The organism is Hymenobacter norwichensis DSM 15439 (assembly GCF_000420705.1).
Lineage (GTDB): Bacteria > Bacteroidota > Bacteroidia > Cytophagales > Hymenobacteraceae > Hymenobacter > Hymenobacter norwichensis.
Window position 1 is genome coordinate 253,717 of the sequence record NZ_ATVL01000008.1, and the last position, 19,587, is coordinate 273,303.

General features: G+C 56.1%; 18 protein-coding genes and 1 pseudogene. 12 read left to right on the forward strand and 7 right to left on the reverse strand.

Annotated elements, in window-relative coordinates:
* The first annotated feature begins 84 nt into the window (after positions 1-84).
* The gene (locus G536_RS0112130) at positions 85-996 is read left to right on the forward strand and encodes a bestrophin family protein (RefSeq protein ID WP_022823866.1); all 912 of its coding nucleotides are present in this window, start codon (positions 85-87) and stop codon (positions 994-996) included.
* Between the two features lie 45 nt (positions 997-1,041).
* On the opposite strand, the gene G536_RS0112135 is transcribed toward G536_RS0112130, so the two are convergent.
* On the reverse strand, positions 1,042-1,359 hold the full coding sequence (locus G536_RS0112135; RefSeq protein WP_157530594.1) for a hypothetical protein: 318 nt from the start codon (positions 1,357-1,359) through the stop codon (positions 1,042-1,044).
* 227 nt (positions 1,360-1,586) lie between these two features.
* Between G536_RS0112135 and G536_RS0112140 the strand changes: the two genes are divergently transcribed.
* The 4 genes from G536_RS0112140 to G536_RS0112155 all read left to right on the forward strand — a co-directional run bounded on the left by G536_RS0112140 (position 1,587) and on the right by G536_RS0112155 (position 4,521).
* A complete protein-coding gene (locus G536_RS0112140; RefSeq protein ID WP_022823868.1) occupies positions 1,587-2,309 on the forward strand; it encodes a M48 family metallopeptidase in 723 nt (240 codons plus the stop codon).
* A 359-nt stretch (positions 2,310-2,668) separates the two neighbouring features.
* Positions 2,669-3,091 (forward strand): hypothetical protein, encoded by a 423-nt coding sequence (locus tag G536_RS0112145; protein ID WP_169515085.1) that lies wholly within the window; start codon positions 2,669-2,671, stop codon positions 3,089-3,091.
* Between the two features lie 81 nt (positions 3,092-3,172).
* Positions 3,173-3,445 carry a hypothetical protein gene (locus G536_RS27600; protein WP_022823870.1) on the forward strand — a complete coding sequence of 91 codons (273 nt, stop codon included), beginning with the start codon at positions 3,173-3,175 and terminating at the stop codon, positions 3,443-3,445.
* A 209-nt stretch (positions 3,446-3,654) separates the two neighbouring features.
* A complete protein-coding gene (locus tag G536_RS0112155) occupies positions 3,655-4,521 on the forward strand; it encodes a S24 family peptidase (RefSeq protein WP_169515086.1) in 867 nt (288 codons plus the stop codon).
* A gap of 217 nt (positions 4,522-4,738) precedes the next feature.
* On the opposite strand, the gene G536_RS0112160 is transcribed toward G536_RS0112155, so the two are convergent.
* The 3 genes from G536_RS0112160 to G536_RS0112170 all read right to left on the reverse strand — a co-directional run bounded on the left by G536_RS0112160 (position 4,739) and on the right by G536_RS0112170 (position 8,141).
* Positions 4,739-5,647: a DUF6929 family protein gene (locus G536_RS0112160; RefSeq protein WP_022823872.1), complete on the reverse strand. Its 909-nt coding sequence runs from the start codon at positions 5,645-5,647 to the stop codon at positions 4,739-4,741.
* A 132-nt stretch (positions 5,648-5,779) separates the two neighbouring features.
* Positions 5,780-7,822 (reverse strand): RICIN domain-containing protein, encoded by a 2,043-nt coding sequence (locus G536_RS0112165; protein ID WP_022823873.1) that lies wholly within the window; start codon positions 7,820-7,822, stop codon positions 5,780-5,782.
* 124 nt (positions 7,823-7,946) lie between these two features.
* Positions 7,947-8,141, reverse strand: coding sequence for a hypothetical protein (locus G536_RS0112170; RefSeq protein WP_022823874.1), 195 nt, complete (start codon positions 8,139-8,141; stop codon positions 7,947-7,949).
* Positions 8,142-8,558: 417 nt separating this feature from the next.
* Here G536_RS0112170 and G536_RS0112175 point away from each other — a divergent pair, with 417 nt between their 5' ends.
* Complete coding sequence (locus tag G536_RS0112175) at positions 8,559-8,774, forward strand: hypervirulence associated TUDOR domain-containing protein (protein ID WP_022823875.1); 216 nt, start codon at positions 8,559-8,561, stop codon at positions 8,772-8,774.
* A 79-nt stretch (positions 8,775-8,853) separates the two neighbouring features.
* On the opposite strand, the gene G536_RS27605 is transcribed toward G536_RS0112175, so the two are convergent.
* Positions 8,854-10,437 carry an amino acid permease gene (locus G536_RS27605; protein WP_022823876.1) on the reverse strand — a complete coding sequence of 528 codons (1,584 nt, stop codon included), beginning with the start codon at positions 10,435-10,437 and terminating at the stop codon, positions 8,854-8,856.
* Between the two features lie 208 nt (positions 10,438-10,645).
* On the opposite strand from G536_RS27605, the gene G536_RS0112185 reads away from it, so the two are divergent.
* Positions 10,646-11,095 (forward strand): Spy/CpxP family protein refolding chaperone, encoded by a 450-nt coding sequence (locus G536_RS0112185; RefSeq protein ID WP_022823877.1) that lies wholly within the window; start codon positions 10,646-10,648, stop codon positions 11,093-11,095.
* Positions 11,096-11,353: 258 nt separating this feature from the next.
* Positions 11,354-12,733 (forward strand): MBL fold metallo-hydrolase, encoded by a 1,380-nt coding sequence (locus G536_RS0112190; protein WP_022823878.1) that lies wholly within the window; start codon positions 11,354-11,356, stop codon positions 12,731-12,733.
* A gap of 90 nt (positions 12,734-12,823) precedes the next feature.
* Here the strand turns inward: G536_RS0112190 and G536_RS0112195 are convergent, their stop codons facing one another.
* A complete protein-coding gene (locus G536_RS0112195; RefSeq protein ID WP_051166939.1) occupies positions 12,824-13,585 on the reverse strand; it encodes an MOSC domain-containing protein in 762 nt (253 codons plus the stop codon).
* A gap of 169 nt (positions 13,586-13,754) precedes the next feature.
* Here G536_RS0112195 and sbcD point away from each other — a divergent pair, with 169 nt between their 5' ends.
* The 4 genes and pseudogenes from sbcD to G536_RS33060 form a co-directional block, all read left to right on the forward strand.
* Entirely contained in the window at positions 13,755-14,984 is a 1,230-nt protein-coding gene (gene sbcD / locus G536_RS0112200; protein ID WP_022823879.1) for an exonuclease subunit SbcD, read from the forward strand.
* 72 nt (positions 14,985-15,056) lie between these two features.
* Positions 15,057-16,043 (forward strand): virulence RhuM family protein/type II toxin-antitoxin system death-on-curing family toxin, encoded by a 987-nt coding sequence (locus G536_RS0112205; protein ID WP_022823880.1) that lies wholly within the window; start codon positions 15,057-15,059, stop codon positions 16,041-16,043.
* 9 nt (positions 16,044-16,052) lie between these two features.
* Complete coding sequence (locus G536_RS0112210; protein ID WP_071837713.1) at positions 16,053-17,057, forward strand: alpha/beta hydrolase family protein; 1,005 nt, start codon at positions 16,053-16,055, stop codon at positions 17,055-17,057.
* A gap of 631 nt (positions 17,058-17,688) precedes the next feature.
* Positions 17,689-17,837, forward strand: a pseudogene (locus G536_RS33060) (DapH/DapD/GlmU-related protein); the annotation flags it as partial.
* 301 nt (positions 17,838-18,138) lie between these two features.
* Here G536_RS33060 and G536_RS27615 read toward each other — a convergent pair.
* On the reverse strand, positions 18,139-19,146 hold the full coding sequence (locus G536_RS27615; RefSeq protein WP_022823882.1) for a hypothetical protein: 1,008 nt from the start codon (positions 19,144-19,146) through the stop codon (positions 18,139-18,141).
* Positions 19,147-19,587: the final 441 nt, after the last annotated feature.

Sequence of the window (19,587 nt, forward strand, 5' to 3'; positions counted from 1 at the left end):
GTATAGGCTAGCTCGCCAGCCGATCTACCACATATCCACCGCCTGCCTGTGGCGCGGGCAGCCTCTTCTGTCTCCTACCACCATATGCTGCTAGATACCAAGCTGCCGGTTAGTTACATCTTCAAGCGCATTTGGCCCGATATTCTGCGGGTACTGCTGATTTCCGGTGTTTTCCAGGTACTGAAAATGACGTTCTCGGAATACCTGCCCGCTATTCCGTTGCAGTTGCCTACTATTCTGGGTAGTTCTATTTCGTTGCTGCTGGCTTTCAACATCAGCCAGTCGTACGACCGGTGGTGGGAAGCGCGCAAAATATGGGGCGCCATCGTCAACGATTCCCGCTCATTGGTGGTGCAGGTCAGTGGGTTTGTAGATGAGAGTTATCTGCGGCGCGGCGAAGCAGACTCGCCGTTCAAAACGTTCGTTTATCGCCAGATAGCCTGGTGCTATGGTTTAGGAGAAGCCTTACGTAACCACGACCCGCTACCGAGTATGCAGCCTTACCTTTCGGCCCAGGAGTTGGCGTTTGTGCAAGGCCATACCAACAAGCCGCTGGCATTGCTGGCGCTACACACCGAGCAGATCAAGGGCTTGCTTCAGCAACAGGCCATCAACTCGTTCCAAGAGGTGCAGCTCAATTCTACACTCGTACGGCTCTGCGACTCCATGGGCGCAGCCGAGCGAATCAAAAACACGGTATTTCCTTCGAGCTACCGGCTCATGATTCACTTCTTTATCTATCTATTCCTGGGTACACTATCCCTAGGCTTGGTAGAAACCATTGACCTTTGGGAAGTTCCGGTGCTGATGATTATTGCGTCCACGTACTTTCTGCTGGAACGGACGGCGCGCTACCTACAAGACCCGTTCACCAACAAGCCCACCGATACGCCCGTTACGTCCATCAGCCGGACCATCGAAATCAACCTCAAGCAGTTGCTGCAAGAGAAGGACATTCCGGCCCCAATAGCGCCGCATGAGTATTATCTGATGTAAAGGCCTTTTACAGGCTATAGGCGCACTTTTCGCTCACTACCGAGCTTACTTCACCATCAGCGTAGTAACGCGGCCGGTTTTCTTGCTTACTTCAAAAGCAGCGGCATTAGGCATGCGTTTCGCCCAGTCGGTACGCGGCACCATCACTTGCCAAAGCGTGTCCAGGTTCATGAAACGGGCCGAGTCAAGCTGGAAGAGTGCAGCATTGGGCTGTTGGCGCACGTAGGCCGCCACGGCACTGCGGGCAGCCGCTTCAGTGGCCGCGCCAGTCTGGGCCGCCTCAGCCGATGCCGCACCTTCGGGTTCTGGTTTAGAGGCAGCCGACTGGGGTTGTTGGCAACCAGGCAGAGTTAAGCAACTCACTGAAACGAGCAAAGGGAATAGCGACTTTATCATGGCCGCAAAGTACGAAAGCCGCAGCAAGTGTTGCGGGTACAGTGGCTGACATCGTTATCTGAAGTCCGCCAAAGAGCACTACTGTTTGTGCTGGCCAATTAATGAACGACTGGTATTTTCGTGGCTGCCGAAGGGCTACTGACCAGCGCTTCCAGCTATTACTATTTGGTAACGGCAGCCTTACTCGTTTCTATATGCCTGAATTACAGATAGGTGACCTGCGCGTGGAAGTGGTGCGCAAAAACATCCGTAGCCTGCGCCTTACCGTGTACGCCGCCGACAACCGTATCCGGGTGGCCGTACCTACTCGTACCTCTGCCACCGATGTAGAGCAGTTTGTGCAGGCCCGCCGCACCTGGATTCTCAAGCACCAAGCACGGTTTCAGGCGCGCGTGCGGCCAGCGGCCCCACTGTACGTTTCGGGCGAAATCCATTACTATCAAGGGGTACAACATATATTGCAAGTGCACATAACCAGTGGGACCCCGCAGGTAGTGTGCCACTTCGGCCAGACTCTCGAACTGTATGTGCGTGCTACCGACTCAGTAGAACAACGTGGAAAGGTGTTAACGGCTTGGTACCGGGCACAGCTCAAGCAGCAGCTCCCGGCCCTGATAGCGCAATGGCAGCACGTGGTGGGGGTGCAGGTGCAGGAGTGGGGTGTGAAGCAGATGAAAACCCGCTGGGGCACCTGCAATATCCGGGCAAAACGCATCTGGCTGAACCTAGACTTAATAAAACGGACCCCACACTGCCTGGAATACGTGGTAGTACACGAGCTAGTACACCTGCACGAACGGCTGCACAACGCTCGTTTTTGGGGCCTAATGGACCAGTTTATGCCGGATTGGCGCACTTTCCGAAACCAGCTAAAAGAGTCGCTCGGCGAATCGGGCATTGAGTTGGATGCCTGCTAAATAGGCTGCCGAAGGCGCCTGATCGTGTTGTCTACTACTTCCAAATCTGGAAGGCTGGCTCAATCATGTGCTGATTCTGCTGTATATATTTCAGCAGTACGAACTACTATCTAACAGCTTCAGTTGTAATTACAGGCCTTTCTTACTCTCTACAGCTAATATTTACATATTATTTTGTTAATAATTTGATTTTTATACAACATAAATATACTTTTACACGTAATTAGTTGTATATCCATCCTGCCAGACATTTGTGATGTGGGGTGACGAACAGCATGTGGTGTTGTATTTTGTTGTACCGAGCTATTCGGCTCCTGACTATTATGGCTATGGAGGATTTTACCAGTTACTGGGGCATTATGGTTTCACTGCTGACGGCTGGTTCGGCGGCGGTGGTGTATTTCGTGAAAAACTGGCGCGACGTGGAGGCGCTGAAAGAACAGCGGCGGCTTCAGGATAATCAGCTGGCTGTGCTGCTCGAAAAGATGGACCGCTGCCAGCGGGCGGCCACCGAACAGGAAGCGCAGTATCGGCAGGTTTTTGAGCTGAAGCTACAGGAACACCGCGCCGACATAAACCGGGAAGTAGCCATGCTGCGCCGGGAAAGCAAAACGGCCACCACCCGCCTCCACGAACGGCTGGAAACGCTGGATAAGCAGCTCACGGTTTCTGTGGAACGCCAGAACCAGCTGCTGGACTCTACACGCCGGCAGGACCAGCGCAACGAGCGGCTGGAGAAGTTGCTATGGTCGTGGCCGAATGCGCGGCTGAATGAGGAGTAGAGCCGTGCTTCAAATTCCTTTCAGAGCTAATCAGAGAGCCGCTTCGGCTGATTTTATAGCGTTTAACCTTTACTGTCAATCATGGAACAGAGCCAGAAACTAACTGTGTGGAATCGGCTGAAAATGCCCACTCCTCGTTTCTTCCGCAGAGTGCGCGCTATTGGGGCCGCCCTAGGCGCCTTGGGCGTAGTGCTGACTACCACACCCGTGGTATTGCCCGCCCTGGTTATTACTATTGGTAGCTACCTTATTTTGGCCGGCTCGGTAGCAGCCGCTATTTCGTCGGTGGCAGTGGAGCCGGAAGGTAGTGCGCTCCCCCAACCAACAGACCCATTACGCAACCACCAGCGCTAGGTACTACTGCAACGGAATAACACGGCCGGCTACAACTTCATCGGTAACAGTACCCATCCGTAAGCTGTGGCTGGCCGATTTCCTTCGCTATTTCGCTTGTTTTTTCTGGCCTTTGTCAGCTTCTCGTTTGCCTACAAGTACAAATGTTGTACTTGTTGTTTCACACTGTTCTTTATATCCCTTACTTCGCCTACAACAAAACCGCACCAATGGAATTGCACGAACGATTTGCCGCCTTTCTATCCGACAAAGCCATTACGGTCAATCAGTTAGCTAAAGAACTGAATTACGACCGACCGGAAAAGCTATATTCCATTCTTCGGCAGCGCAACAAGCCTAGCTACGAAACCCTACTGACGCTACTCACCCGCTACCCCGAGCTAAGCGCCGAATGGCTGATTCGGGGGCAGGGACCGATGTACACCACTCCTATTACAACAGATACCGGAGTAATGGTGGAAACTACCACGCATTTGCCCTTGCGCACCGATAACGGCCGGACGCTGGTGGTAACTACCGATACCACTGGCAAGGAGAACATGTCGTTGGTTCCTATTCCGGCACAGGCAGGCTACAGCCGGCAGTTCAGCGACCCATCATTTGTTGAAGACCTCGTAAAGTTTACCATACCCGGTTTCCCTATCCAGGGTGGGCGGGCTTTTGAGGTTGAAAGCGACAGTATGATGCCCATCATCCGGCACAAGGATATGGTGCTGTGCAGCTACGTAGACAAATGGACCAGCCTAGCCCCCGGCTACCCCTACGTAGTGGTGCTCGAAAACATGATTATGGTGAAGCGCATCAACGCCCCCATCCTACACGCCGACGACACCGTGGAACTGCACTCCGACAACTCCCACTACCAAGTGCACCGCGTACGGGCCGAGGACATCAAGGAAATCTGGCTGGTGCGCGGCATCCTCACCTCCCAGATTCCAGCCAACAACCGCGAAGTGCAGGACCGCTTGATTGAAATGGTGGGCTTCATGACCAACAACACCGAACACCTCCAAATGATGACCATGGAAATGCTGCGTATGATTCGCGAAACGCAGTCAGTGGCAAAGAGCAAGTAGATGATAGCTCTTGCCTGAAGCTTTTCTGTTTCAACGGCGCTCAGCGGGGCTTGCGGGGCAACGGCCGTGCTGAGCGCAGTAGTAGCAGCGTGCTTTAGCGCTGCCACTACTGCGCAGCATCATCTAAGTAGTGCTTGTGCTATGCAGATTCTAGCTCACTCTGCGCCCACCTCCATAAGCCCCAAACATTCAGCACAAGTAGCTAAAAATCAATCATTCATACCGTCACCTCCACCAATACCGCTGTAGAACCGCCCAAGTCGTCGTCGGTGACGAGCAGCAGTTCGTAGCGGTTGGCGGCAATGCGGCGACGCACGGCTACGCTTTCCACTTTGCCGCGGTAGGGCTGGTTGTTGGGTAGTTGTAGCTGCGCGAAAGACACGGGCTTATCGGCCTGCTTCAAGTCCAGTAGCCCCACGAAGCTGCCCAGCACTTCCCCGTCCAGCACTGCATCGGTAGTATCTTCTACCGAAGCCGTTACAAACAGTTGCTTATCATACACGCAAGCGCCAGAAAATCCAGAAGGCTTACCATTGATAGTCGGCAACTGAAATCGAATAGGCTGCACCATAGGCAACATGGTAGTGCGGTTCTGTAAATAGTCGAGGGTGGCGGCTAGGGGCAGTTGAAACACAAGGTTACCGACGGCTGAGCCTACGGTGCGCTGAAACAGTAGTAATTCCGTAGCTGTAGCCGCCACCGCCTCCAGGTTCAGCGTCACGCCCGTTGGCAACGACTTACGCAGGTGAGCATACAAGCCACTCAGGGCAATGGGGTACACCGTAGCGGCGCTATGGCTGGCTGCGGAAATAGGCACCCAAAAGCCGTTTTCGCGCGCGGCCGTGGCCCCCGAGCCACACACTAGCAAGCCCATTTCGCCGGTGGCAGTGGTTAGCACAGTTAAACTTTCCAGATCGGCTTTGATGGCTTTTTCAATGCGCCCAGAGCTGAAATGCGCCGTTTCAAACAAGGTCAGTGGCTCTCCTGGTTTCAGGTCAGCGGCGCTGAAACGATACAGATAGGGCGAATCGTCACCGATGATGTAGACTGTGTCGCCCACTATTTCCACCCCCGAAGCCGATGGCAGATTAGGCAAATCAAGCTGACGGAGGATAGTGGCTTGCATGGTATTAGAGGCTTGGGATTTTGGGAGTTTAGGGTCTTGGAAAGTGAAATTGAAAAGGACCGCTTTGTACTATCAACACCGGGTCGATGGCACCAATAAATCTAAGCACTCAAGATTCTCAGCCTCCAACATCTATTTCACAATCGTGAATTCTACGCGGCGGTTGAGGCGGCGGGTTTCTTCTTTGTCGTTGCTGGCGCGGGGCCGGGTGCCACCGTAGCCGACCACGCGGATGCGGCTTTCGGGAATGCCGCGCGTAATGAGGTAGCGCCTCACCTCCCCTACCCGGTCCTCGGAGAGCTTCTGGTTGAGGTCGGCGTTGCCTTGGTTATCGGTGTGGCCTTCCAGCTGAATATTGACGGTGGGGTTGTCGGTGAGCGTGCGGGCCAGCCGGTTCAGCTCGGCGTATGAAGCGGGCAGCAACGTGAATTTGCCTTGAGCGAAAATCAGGGTCGGCAACTCCAGACTAGACCCCACGGCGGCGGGCACCAGCAGCAAATCGAGGGTGCGGGAGCCAGCCATATTCACAGTATCGGTGGCGTTGAGGAAGGTGGCGTTGCTACCCATTACCCGGTAGCGGCCCGGCGGCAGCGTGAACTGGTAGGAACCGGTGCCCGGTAAACTGCGAGCGGTGGCGTTGAAAACTAAATCGTTGTCCAGGCGCATTACCTTCACTTCGGCGGCCAGCGGCTGCTTGGTTTTGGCGTTCAGCACCCGGCCCGTGAGCAGCATGCGCGGTAGCGTGGCAACCGATACCACAGCCGCTACCGGTGCCGTCGAATCGGGGGCGGCAGGCAACACGTTGGTAGCCGTCCGGTAGATGTCGGCCGGACCGTTGGCCGTCCGCGACGACGAATAATAGGCTTGCTTACTATCGGGCGAAAGGGTGAAATAGGCGTCGAAGCCGGGCCCGTTGATGGACGGTCCAAGGTTGCGCGGCACGCTCCACTGCGTCCAGGAGTCATCGAGCCGCGTACTGGTGAAAATATCAACGCTGCCGTAGCCCGCGTGACCGTAGGAGCTGAAGTACAAGGTTTTGCCGTCGGGAGCCAGCCAAGGCGCAAAATCGAAGCCCGGCGAGTTTACCACGTTGCCCAGTCTGCGCGGTTCGCTCCAGCTACCATCAGGACCGGGTGTACTGATATACAAGTCGTTGCCTCCTTCGGTGTCACTGCGTTCCAGGGAAAGCAGCAATACTTTCTCGTCAGGCGTCATGAAAAACGTGGTAGCTGGGCCCGAGGAATAGTAGCTTTTGATAGTTACTGGCACAGGGCGCTGGCCTTTACCAGCCGTGCGCGCCACTACCGATACGCCTTCGTCGCGGAAGCTGCCGTCTCGCTCGTATGTGCCGCGCACCAGCAATTTGCTGCCTTGTGCGCCTACTACGGCCATTACGCCGTTGTGCTGGCTGGTATTAAGCGCATCGAAGCGGGTGGGTGGTTCCCAGGTCTGGCCCTGGTCTTTGGATGTGCTAGCCCAGGCGTCGCCGGATTCGGTGTTGCCCTCGGTATTGCCAGCAAAGCGGGTGCGGGTTAGGTAGAGCGTGGCGCCGTCGGGGGCCAGTACGGGGTGTAGCTCGTTGCCGCCGGTGTTGAGGCTAGCTACGGGAGTAGGCACTCCGTACCCTGGCAGCGTGGCATCTACGTTGAGGCGCAGCTGAAACAGCCGCCACTGTTGCGTAGCCCGGTTCTGCGGATTCTGAAGCACAGCGGCCGTGCCGTTAAACTTGTCGGAATTGGCTACGCTGAGGCATTTTTCATTGCCTCGCACTACCAATTGCACACTACCTGCCGGGCCGCTTGGCACCAGTTTCCACTGCTGATAGAAGCTACCCGACCACGGCCGCTGTATTAGCGGGGCGTTTTCGTCGGGCTTATCCACGGTCAGGCATTTGCCGCTGTGGCGGGCCTCAATGCGGTAGTACTCGCCGCCGGGTATTACCGGCACGAAGCGCCACTGCTGGCTGGCCGGGTGCGTAAATTCCCATTGCACAATGGCCGCCCCGGCTTCCTGTGAACCACCACGCACATCGAGGGAGCGGCCACTGCTGCGGGCTATAATGCCATACCAGCCGTTCGGGTCGGGAGTAGGTGCTGCTGGCTGCGCCCACAGGGGCACACCAGCCAGCAGAAAACAGAAGGAAAACAGAAAAGCACGAAAATGGGATGGCAACATGGGCAACTAAACGCAGGGGTCGACCTGCAAGTTAGCTGAAACTGCTAGGGCCCACTATGCGAAGCGCCGCGCCTCCTAGAAGGAAGCGCGGCGCATATCATCAGGCGAAGCGACTCAGAAGCCTCTACTGAGGGTTGTGGATGTACTTGAAACGAACGAAACGGTCGTTTTCGTAGATAGCAGTGAAATGGCCGCTGCTCTGCGTTTTCACTTCTTGCTGCTTGCGCTCAGCTTTGGTAGTAGCCATGGGAACCGCCGGATAAGAACCGGGAGTTGTGCCCGGCACGTGTACAATGAAGGAGAGAATTTTAGAGGGCATTGTTTGTTTTCGTTTAGGTAAACAGAAGTGGGAAGCGGAGCAATGGCAGAACCAAAGCAGATCAGGAAAGAAAACTTGTTCAACGCACTAAAAGTGCCGTTATTAACTCAAATGTAACGATGTTTCTATTTGATAGAATGATCCCAATGTATATTTTTTCACAAAAAAAATAAAATAGGTTATACTCGATACTCTGTGCATCTTTCTATTGTCTAGTTTTTTTCATAGCCATACTCTTTTCGTCTTCCTACAGTTACATTTGGTCGGAAAAATACCCGCATTCGTATACTCGTACTAGTGCCATAGTCCAACGCAATTAAGCACAGCACCGGAACATAACCACCTATTAGTCAGTAAAAAGATTAGGGCATGCACCACCTCTTTCACCTAATCTTCCACTGTTATTAATTTTTTACCATGCGCAAAGGCACTACCGTCAGCTGGAAATACGGCACCGGCACCGCCACCGGCAAAATCGAAGAAACCCACAAAGAAACCGTCACCCGCACGCTCAAGGGCTCGGAAATAACCCGCAATGGCACCCCCGACAATCCGGCTTTCGTTATCGTGCAGGAAAACGGCGACCGGGTAATCAAGCTGCAAAGTGAAGTAAAGGAAGCCACCAAGAAGTAGCACTGCCTCCTTTCTGAACGCAAAACTCCCCGCCAGCGGCTGCCAGCGGGGAGTTTTGTTTCTGTACTGTTCGTACTGCTTAGCGGTTTTTGGGGTCGGGTTCCACGAAGGCCTGCTCGTCCATTTCGGTGGGCACCACTACAATGCCCTTTTGCAGCATGGAATTGCGCTTACCATAGAGGAAGTACACCACGAAGCCCAGCAACATCCAGCCCATAGCCACCTTCAGCGTGAAGGCGTCGAGGGCCAGAATCATGCTGGTGCACACCAGAATACCCATGATAGGCACGAAGGGGAACGACGGCGACGACAGCGGCGCCCGGAACGGCCGGTGCTGCGCAGGGTCGGAGCGGCGCATGATCCACACGCCCGCCGACACCAGCACGAAGGCCAGCAGCGTACCAAATGAGGTAAGGTCGCCGGCCAGTGAGCCGGGCACGAAAGCGGCAAACCCACCCACAAACACCAGCAGGGCCAGGTTGGATTTGTAAGGCGTAGCAAAGCGCGGGTGCAACTCCGAGAAGGCCTTCGGCATCAGACCGTCCTTAGCCATCGAGAAGAACACGCGGCTCTGGCCCATCAGCATCACCAGAATAACCGACGAGAAACCCAGCAGAATAGCCACCGTTACGGCGGTGCTTAGCCACTCGTAGCCCGGCATATGCGCCTTAATGGCGTAGGTTACCGAAGCCTCACCGCCTTTGGCAGGGTCGGCAAATTCGCGCCAGTTAGCTACGCCCGTCAGTACGTGGCCGAACAGGATGTAGAGCACAGTACATACGGCCAGAGAACCCAAAATCCCGATGGGCATGTCGCGCTTAGGGTTTTTAGCTTCCTGCGCGGCCGTACTCACGGCATCAAACCCGATGAAGGCGAAGAACACGATGGCCGCGCCACCCAGGATACCGCCCCAGCCGTGCTTGTTCCAATCGGTGTACTCGCGCACAATCTTGCCGGCGGCATTTTTCACGGGCTCGGCGTTTTCTGGAATCAAGTAAGGGCTATGGTTGGCGGGGTTGATGAACTGCCAGCCTACTGCAATGAAAACCAGCACGATGGCCACTTTCAGAAATACCACAATGGCATTGAACATAGCCGATTCCTGGGTGCCTTTGATGAGCAGCAATGACAGCGCTACAATCACCAGCAAAGCAGGCAAGTTGATGAGGCCATGCTCAGTAACCCCGTTCACTACGGCGCTTTCGAAAGGCGAGTGGCTGAGGTTATAGGGCATACTGGTGCCAAAGACTTCCAGCAGCTTATTCAGGTACTCGCTCCAAGCAATGGACACAGTGGCCGCGCCCAGCGCGTATTCCATAATTAGGGCCCAGCCAATCACCCAGGCCACAAACTCGCCCATGGTGGTGTAGGCGTAAGTGTAAGCCGAGCCAGCAATTGGAATCATGGCGGCAAACTCGGCGTAGCACAAGCCGGCAAACACGCAGCCAATGGCGGCCACAATGAAGGCCAGCGTCACGCCCGGCCCGGAAGCCTGCGCGGCGGCCGCGGCGGTGCGCACAAACAGACCGGCCCCGATGATGGCCCCCACGCCCAGCGCGACGAGGTTGCCCGCGCCCAGCGTCCGTTTCAGGGTGCCATGCCCGGAAGAATTGGCTTCACCCAGCAGCTGAGCCAGGGGCTTTTTGGCGAAAATACTTGCCATACAGTTTAGTAAGATGGAGAGAGGATTGAGTTGGTGATGTGGCGGGAAAGCGCAACTTGGAAGTGGCTGCCCGGCCCCGAATATAGGCGTTTATTGGATTCGTCCGCTTCTAGTGGGTGATTGTCCTACAGTGAACCAAACCTGATTAAACCTTGAAGTGCCGCGTTGCTCTAACCCGCCATAATCAACCCCACAGACACACCTTCTCATGAAAAAGACGCTTGTAATACTCGCCGCTTGCCTGTTAACTGCCGTTGGCGCGGCCTCCGCACAATCCACCGATGCGGCCCCGATGGGCCGGGGCAACCGCATGGGCCAGGGCCGCGGCGGCAGCACACCCGAGCAACGGGCCGAAATGCAGACCAAGCGCCTCACCTCGCAATTGGGCCTGACCGCCGACCAAACCACAAAGATTCAGGCTATTGCGTTGGCTGAAAACCAGGAGCTAGCCACCCTACGCGGTAAATACGCCTCCGCCGATTCGCGCCAGGGTGCCGGCCAGGAAATGAAGGCTTTGCGCGACAAATACGAAACCCAGCTTAAAGCCGTACTCACGCCCGAGCAGCTCACCAAGTACGACCAACTGCGCGACGAGCGAATGGACAACCGCCGCGACAAGATGAAAGCCAGCGGCATGAAGCAGAAAGTGAAAGCCTAAGCTTGCTTGCCAACGCTTTGAAAAAGCCTCAGCTAATTTGGCTGGGGCTTTTTCGTGCACAATCGTTCTGTTTGCGGCTATAAGAACTACCTGGCTGTTACCTTGGCTAGCTCATCTACTACTTATTGCTTGGCATCGTGCCGAGAATACTTTTCCCTGGTTTTCGGTTTACGTAGCATTCCACTTGCTTATATTTGAGAATATGCGCCCGGCTTCACCTCTCCCGGCCAGCCGCGCATCCACCACATCCATCACCCCATGAGTCCTCTGCCCAGTAGTACCGCGTCGGTGCAAATTCAGCAGTTTTACGATAAAGGCCTATCTCACGCGAGCTACGCCATCCGCAGTGGCCGCCAGGTAGCCATCATCGACCCGGCCCGCGACCCCCAACCCTACTACGACTTCGCCGACGAGCACGACGCGCGCATTATTGCTGTCATCGAGACGCACCCGCACGCCGACTTCGTGAGCAGCCACTTGGAAATAGCCGAGGAAACCGGCGCTATTATTTATTGCAGCAAACTGGTGAAAGCCAGCTATCCGCACCACCCCTTTGATGATGGCGACCGGATAACGCTCGGCAACATGGAGCTGCACGCCATCAACACCCCCGGCCACTCACCCGACAGTATTTGCGTGCTGCTCATGGACGAGTTTGCCCACACCCGCGCCGTATTCACCGGCGATACCCTGTTTGTGGGCGACGTGGGCCGGCCTGACTTGCGCGAAGACAGCGCCGTAGGTGGCCACACCCGCGAAGACTTGGCCGTTGACCTGTATAATAGCACCCGCCAGAAGTTGATGACGCTGCCACCTAGTACCAAGGTGTACCCAGCCCACGGACCCGGCAGCCTATGTGGCAAAACCACCAGCACCGACCTCGACAGCACCATCGGCAAGGAAGTGCAAACCAACTACGCCTTGCAGCCCATGTCGCAGGACGAGTTTGTGAAGGTGCTGCTCGAAGACCAGCCCTTCATGCCCAAGTATTTCGGGCATGATGTGGTGCTCAACAAGCAAGGTGCGCTACCATTTGAAGAGAGCATCCGGCGGGTACCGCGCCTGCAACCCGATGCCCCCCTCGACCCCAGTGCCCTTATTATTGACACCCGGCCTGCTGAGCAGTTTCGGGCCGGCCACCTGCCCGGCGCCATCAACCTGATGGATGGCGGCAAGTTCGAAACCTGGCTGGGCTCGGTAGTTGGCCCGAAGGAGCAGTTTTATTTACTAGCTGATTCGCAGATTGCCCTAGACACGGTGATGCGCAAAACCGCTAAAATCGGCTACGAAGTCAACATCAAAGGCGCCCTGATTACGCCTCAGCAGCTACCTGCCACCAGCCCCGAAACCGACGTGGACCACGTACGCGCCCGGCCCGAGGATTTCACCATCGTGGACATTCGCAACCGCACCGAGGCTCAGCAGCCGGTTTTTGAAAATGCGCTGAACATTCCGCTGCCTGAGCTGCGCGAGCGTGCCCACGAAGTACCCACCGATAAGCCCGTGCTGGTACACTGTGCCGGCGGTTACCGCTCGGCGGCCGGGGCCAGCATCCTAGACGCTGCCCTCCCCGACCACGTACCCGTTCATGATTTGGGCGAAGCCATAACTACGTTCCAGAAGCAGCCAGTGCATTAATTATCGTCAGCAAAAACAGAAAGCCCCAACCGGTATTTGGTTGGGGCTTTTTGTTTTTAGTCAATTCTCAAAAACGATAACTGTGACCTGCTACCCGGCATTCGGTCCGACCAGGCGGTTGGCGTCGTCGTTGAGGGGTAGGGAGCCGTCGGTGCGGCCTTGCATCTTACGGCGCCAATGTGCCCCCAGTGCCGGGCAGGCGGCTAGCTGCGCCACCAGTTCCCGGTCGTGGCGCAGTTCGTATTTAGCTGAGTTGGCCCGCGCAATCGTCCATTCGGGGTGAGGCCTTTCCAGCAGATGCAGTACGTCGGTGGGGTTTACTAAGCCGGGCTGTAGCACCCGCAGGTACCAGCCGGTAAAGCCGGTTTCCTGGAGCCACTGCGAAAATAGCGGCAGCTGCCAACGGCGCGCAATTTTCCAGCAGGGCGAGCGGGGCTGAGATATTTGCACCACAGCCTCGCCAAACGCAAACACGTCGCCGATGCACACATCGGCTTCGGTACAGTTTCCGCCGATGGTCAGGTTTTCGCCGAAACTACCGGCCGCCAGTGGTAAGCCCAAGCGCTCAGCCCAGTACGTGTAATGCACGGCAGGGTAAGCGCACAGTGCCTGGTCGGGGCCGCCGTGGTTGCGCTGGTCGGCTTGCTCGTCGCCGGCGAGATTGAGCGTATCCAGCCACACCGGTTCCGTTAGTACCTGCTTGTCTAGGGCCGAAATCCAGGGCTGGTTCAATATTTCCGGCGCGCCGGGTACGCCCAGCGCCTGCGGAAGCCCCACCCGCAGTGAAATCAACGGCAAACAAAGGACGGGTACGGAACCGACTGGTGCTGCGGGCGTTTCGGGGCTTTTCATGATTGGGCTTGCTTCAATTACTTGGTCTTGCCCGCTTAGAACCTCTGCGCCGCGGACTACCAGTAAACTTATCTACTTCCTGCCAACGTTGTGGTCGAGTGCGCCCGGTTACTGCGAAAATCGGCGCGGCAAAGGTTAATTTTGCATTTCCATCGTCACGATTTCCGGCATGCGCGTACTACACACCGCCGATTGGCACCTGGGCCAGCGCTTTATCAGCGGCCACGAACGAACCGAGGAGCACCGCCATTTCCTGAACTGGCTAGTGGCCACGGTGCAGGAGCAGCGCGTGGAAGTGCTAGTAGTGGCCGGCGACATTTTCGATACCGGCTCGCCCTCCAACCAGGCGCTGGAGCTGTATTACTCGTTTCTACTGGCCATGCAAGCCACTGGCTGCCGCGACATTGTAGTGGTAGGCGGCAACCACGACTCCCCGGCTACGCTCAACGCTCCGGCGCGGCTGTTGCGCCATTTGCGTGTGCATGTGGTGGGCTGCGTGCCCGATTGTTTCGAGGAACAGGTACTGGTGCTTGATGACGCCACCGGCAAACCCGGTTTGGTGGTGTGCGCCGTACCCTTCCTGCGCGACCGGGACGTGCGTCTGTCGGTGCCCGGTGAAACGGCCGAGGAGCGTGAAGCCCGCATCAAACAAGGCCTCGCCGACCATTACAGCCGCGTGGCGGAAGTCGAGCAGGTGTGGCAGCTGAAAGAGTTGGGCTTGCCGGTGCTGGCTACCGGCCACCTCTACGCAGCCGGGGCCGCTCCTTCTGATTCGGAGCGCACTATCCACGTAGGCAACTTGGGCCAGATTACAGCCGACCATTTCCCCAGCATCTTCGATTACGTGGCCCTGGGGCATTTGCACCGCCCGCAGCGGGTGGGCGGCCGGGAGCATATCCGCTACTCCGGCTCTCCTATTGCGCTGTCGTTTTCGGAAATCGACCACCCCAAAGAAGTGCTGCTGCTAGAGTTCAACGGCGGCAAGCTGCACACGCTAGAAGCCCTGTCCGTACCTGGCGCGCGTCGGCTGGTGCGCTTCCACGGCACCCTCGACGAAGTAACCCAGGACCTCACTTCCTACGACAACACCGGCTACCTGCTGCCCGCCTGGGTGGACGTGCAGGTGCACTCCGAACTAACCCAGCTGGAAGTAGCCGAAGTCCTGCTCAAGGTGATTCAGGCGCTGGACCGCAAGCAGCTGGAAGTGCTGGCCCGCCGCCACTTTCGGTTGGTGAAGCTCCGCGCCCTCGGGGAAGCGGACGATTCCGACGTGCCCCTCACCCGCAGCCTCCACGATTTCACGGAGCGCGAAGTATTTGAGCAGCGCCTGGAAGCGGAACCGGAGGCCGTCCGGACGGAGCTGCTGCGCACCTTCGATGAGCTGCTGGAGCGGATGTAGGGGGGCACAATTGGGCGGGACAGCAACGGATTTGCAGTAGCTTGCTGCCGCCCCACCACTTGCGTGTTTTTTATGTCCTCTTCTCCTAATATTCTGCTTTACCAGTCGCCTAACGGGCAAACCCAACTGGAAGTCCACCTCCAAAACGAAACCGTCTGGCTGACTCAAGCCCAGATGGCGGAGCTGTTTGACGTTTCTAAAAAGACAGTCAGTGAACACCTTCAAAATATTTTTCGAGAAGGGGAGCTCACAATAGATTCAGTTGTCCGGAAATCCCGGACAACTGCTGCCGACGGCAAAAATTATCTGGTACAGCACTACAACCTCGATGTTATCATTTCGGTTGGCTACCGGGTGAAGTCGTTGCGGGGCACGCATTTCCGGCAGTGGGCTACCAGTATTCTGCGGCAGTATCTGGTCGAGGGCTACGCGCTGAATGAGCGGCGCCTGCGCGAAAGCACCCGGCAACTGAACGACCTGAAGCGGCTGGTGAAGCTTCAAGCAGAAATAGCTACCAACCAGGAACTTACCGCCGGCCAGTCTGGTGCGCTGCTGCGGGTGCTCGGCGACTATGCCCGCGCCTTGGATGTGCTCGATCAGTACGACCACCAGCGCCTGCGCGTGCAAGGCACCGCTAGTGAGGAGTCGTTTGAGCTGACCTACGAAGCTGGCCTGGAAGCCGTGGATATTCTGCGGGAGCAATTTGGTGGAAGCGTGCTGTTTGGCCGGGAAAAGGACGCGTCGTTTCAGAGTTCGGTGCGTAGCATTTATCAAAGCTTCGGCGGCGAAGACCTGTACCCCAGCGTGGAGGAAAAAGCGGCCAATCTGCTCTACTTCGTGGTGAAGAATCATTCGTTTTCTGATGGCAACAAGCGTATTGCGGCCTTCCTGTTCGTGTGGTTTCTCGACCGGAACCAGTGTCTTTACAAGCCCGATGGCTCCCGGCGCCTCGCCGATAACGCCTTGGTAGCCCTTACCCTACTTATTGCCGAAAGCAAGCCCGAAGACAAAGACACTATGGTTACGTTGGTAGTCAACCTGATCAATCAAGATAACTAGCTGCCACGCATGACCAGTCTTCGCCCCTTTTCACTGCTGCCCGCGCTGCTTCTGCTTGCCTGCTTGCTGGTTGTTAGCACGCGGCCAGTGGCGGCGCAGCAATTACCGGCTCCGCGCGACACTTCCTTTACCGTGCACAGTGCTTTTATCAAGGCAAAGAAAAACTATCCGGCAATCAGCGTTGCGCGGCCGGCCGTACCCACTACTATCCGAATTCAACCCAACGTTACGTACTGCACCATTGGTAGCCGCAGGTTGCAGCTCGACGTGTTTCAACCGAAAGCGAAGCGCAGGCAGGGTTATCCGGCGGTCCTATTCATTTTTGGCGGTGGCTGGCGCTCCGGCGACCGGTCGCACCACGTGCCGATGGCGCAGCAAGTAGCGGCTCATGGTTACGTTACCGTCACGGCCGACTACCGGCTGAGCACCGAAGCATTGTACCCCGCCGCAGTGCACGACCTAAAAGGCGCCGTTCGCTGGATGCGGGCCAACGCAAAAACCTATAATATCGACACCACCCGAATTGCCGTATGGGGCTTTTCGGCCGGAGGGCAGTTGGCTTCCCTGCTTGGTACTACCAGCCACGACCCGGCGCTGGAAGGTGCCAGCTGCCACCCCAACCACTCCAATAGCGTGCAGGCTATTGTGGATGTGGACGGCACGCTGGCCTTTATTCACCCTGAGTCGGGTGAAGGGAACGACAGCAAAGGTCCTTCGGCAGCCACTTACTGGTTTGGGGCATCCAAAATCGAGAAGCCCGAACTGTGGCACCAAGCTGGGGCGCTCAACCACGTAACCAGCAAAACCCCGCCTATCGTGTTCATCAACAGCTCAGTAGACCGCATGCACGCAGGCCGCGAAGACATGATCAAACAGCTTGACGCCTTCCATATCTATCACGAAACCCACTCATTTCCTGATTCGCCGCACACGTTCCCGCTGTTCAACCCGTGGTTCGAGCCCACGCTAAACTACACGGTGAAGTTTCTGGACAAGGTTTTCAATAGCAAGTGAGATGAGGCTGGGCAAGCAAAAATAGAAGCGGCCTACCCCTTTGCGCTTCTCGCGTTTTCCTTCTGTTATATTCCCTACCGATAATCCGACAATAGTATGTAGTCACTGATACACCGCGGTGCCTTTATTATTTTATCCTCAATCCTGTACTCATGCCTACAGAGCATAAGCTATATCTACTTAATTGCATTTGGGAAAAGCGTAAGCAATTAGGGGTCCTCAACACCCTAAAGGCCAATTTTCTGAACAAAAACAAGGGCTTTATTTACATCAACCGGAACACTGCCTTGCACATAGCAGCCAGCAGTACGCTGGCGGTTGCGGCCCACTTCACCATGAATTGCTATTGGGTGCCGAAAGATTACGCTTCGGCTCTGTTGGCCCTAGCCGAGCAAGCTACGCTGGAAGTATCCGGGAATTTCACCATTTATTCCGGCGCAAGAATTTACGTCAATGAGGGTGCCGCTCTGGTTTTGGGCAGTGGCTACATCAATCATAATGCAAGTATTACCTGCTTGCAGAGAATAGAAATCGGGCAGGATGTGGCTATTGCAGAGAATGTCACGATACGAGACTCCGACGACCACGACATCCTTTCTTCGCCCCATGTAAAAACCAGTCCTATCAAAATCGGCAACCACGTCTGGATAGGCATGAATGTTACTATTTTGAAGGGCGTAACCATTGGCGACGGCGCCATTATAGCTGCCGGAGCTGTGGTTACTCGAGACGTTCCGGCCGGCTGCCTAGCCGGTGGGGTTCCCGCCCGAATTATCAAGCAAAACGTAACTTGGCAGTAACCCCTCCCCCGCTCAGCCAAAACCTAGCTGCTACATTGTACTCACCCGCACGGATTTAGCTGTATCGGCACGGAAGCACAGCACTGTCTCGCATTATTTTCAGGTGACTTACTATCATCTATAACGCAAAATAAACCCGGTCAAAGTGCAGAAACTAAGTTCTACACCTTGACCGGGCACAAATTGCGTAGTGGCACAACCACAGGGCTATTCTGCTTATCGAGCTAATTCGAATTGATGGGTTTCAGTTGGTTTATACGGCGTTGATGCGTGAAGCCAGATTAGTATGTGGTAGCCGTGGCAATAGTCTCGTTGCGCGGGGCAGCCTGGCGGCCTCCAAACGCGGCGGCCGCGGCTCCTAGTACCAACCCGAAGAAAGCAAAGATGGCGGCTTTCGAAAGACCGGCGGCAGCTTTATCGCCGGCTTCGCGGGCCTTGGCTTCGGCCTGCTGTTTGGCTTCCTGGAACTTCACCTGCGCCTGCTTGGCCGTGGCAATCCAGTTGTCCACAATCTGCTCGGCTTCGGCGCGGCTCTTACCACTGCGGCGCATCACTACGTTCACGGCGGCGTCGCGGTCGGCGGCATCTCCAATGTTCTCGGCTTTGCTGGTCAGGCGGTCAATTACATCGTCGAAGTTGTCGTCGGCAGCTTGTGGGTTGGCAGCGCTTTGCTTGGCTTCGGCTTGGGCGTCGCGGCCAGTTGAGCGGGCTTCGCGCTCCAGATTTTCGGGCTGTAGCTCGGCTTTGCCGGTTTGACGCAGCAACTGGCGGGCTTCCCGCTTCAGGTCCGATACATCAATGCCGCGCTCCTTCAACTCGCCCTTAATGGCCTCACCAGCTTCGGGAGCTACGGCCGCTACGCCCTGGCCCGCCATGGATAGGGCCCGGCCGGCAACTCCTGTAGCGCCGCTAATAACGCGGCCCACGGTGGTGCTCAGCATGTAGAAAGTAAGGAGCGTAACCAGCGCCCAGGTAATCAGGCCGTGCAGCAGGCCGTCGGTGCGGCGGGGCATACCAGCCAGGCGGCCCGCTACCAGCCCGCCCAGGTATAAGGCTACCAAGGTGCTCAAGCCCCACCAGATGGCGGCCCCGATGCCGAAGCCGCTCATGGGGTTTTGCTCTTCCAGCGGGTCAACGGAGCTTAGGCCGATGCCCAGGCCTAGCAAACCCAGCGTTAGTTGCGTAACCAAGGCTAGTAGCGCCCCGGCCAGCACGGCACCCCAGGAAATGCGCTTGATAACAGCTCCGGGCACAAATGTGCCGGACTCGGTTGTGTAAATAGTGTTCATTAAGTGTTGGTTGGGAAGGTGGAACAGATGCTTCCAATGAAGCGGAAGCTCAACAGTAACACCGTATACCACCTATCACTTATAAAGGATACAATTATTTCATGAATATATATAAAAATCCCACTAGCACAGGTTTTCACACCCAATAAGCATTACTCACAAATAACTATAAATCATATAGTTAACCCGCCATAACAGCTATATTCCGTTTTAGTCCTTGACAACCAAAACTCAGCTATGCAGGCCCATCTACTCTCGCCAGGTGCAGACGGCTGGCAACCGACTCTTGCTAGGGTAGCAACTCATCTGTTCACTGACGGGCCACGCCTGCTACTAGGGAAGCTTGCGGCGCTAGTTGCCTCTAGCCGGAAAGTTGCAAGCCCCTCAAACAACAGGACCTTAACCTTACGAAGCTGAACTACGTTAAAAAGGCATCACCTT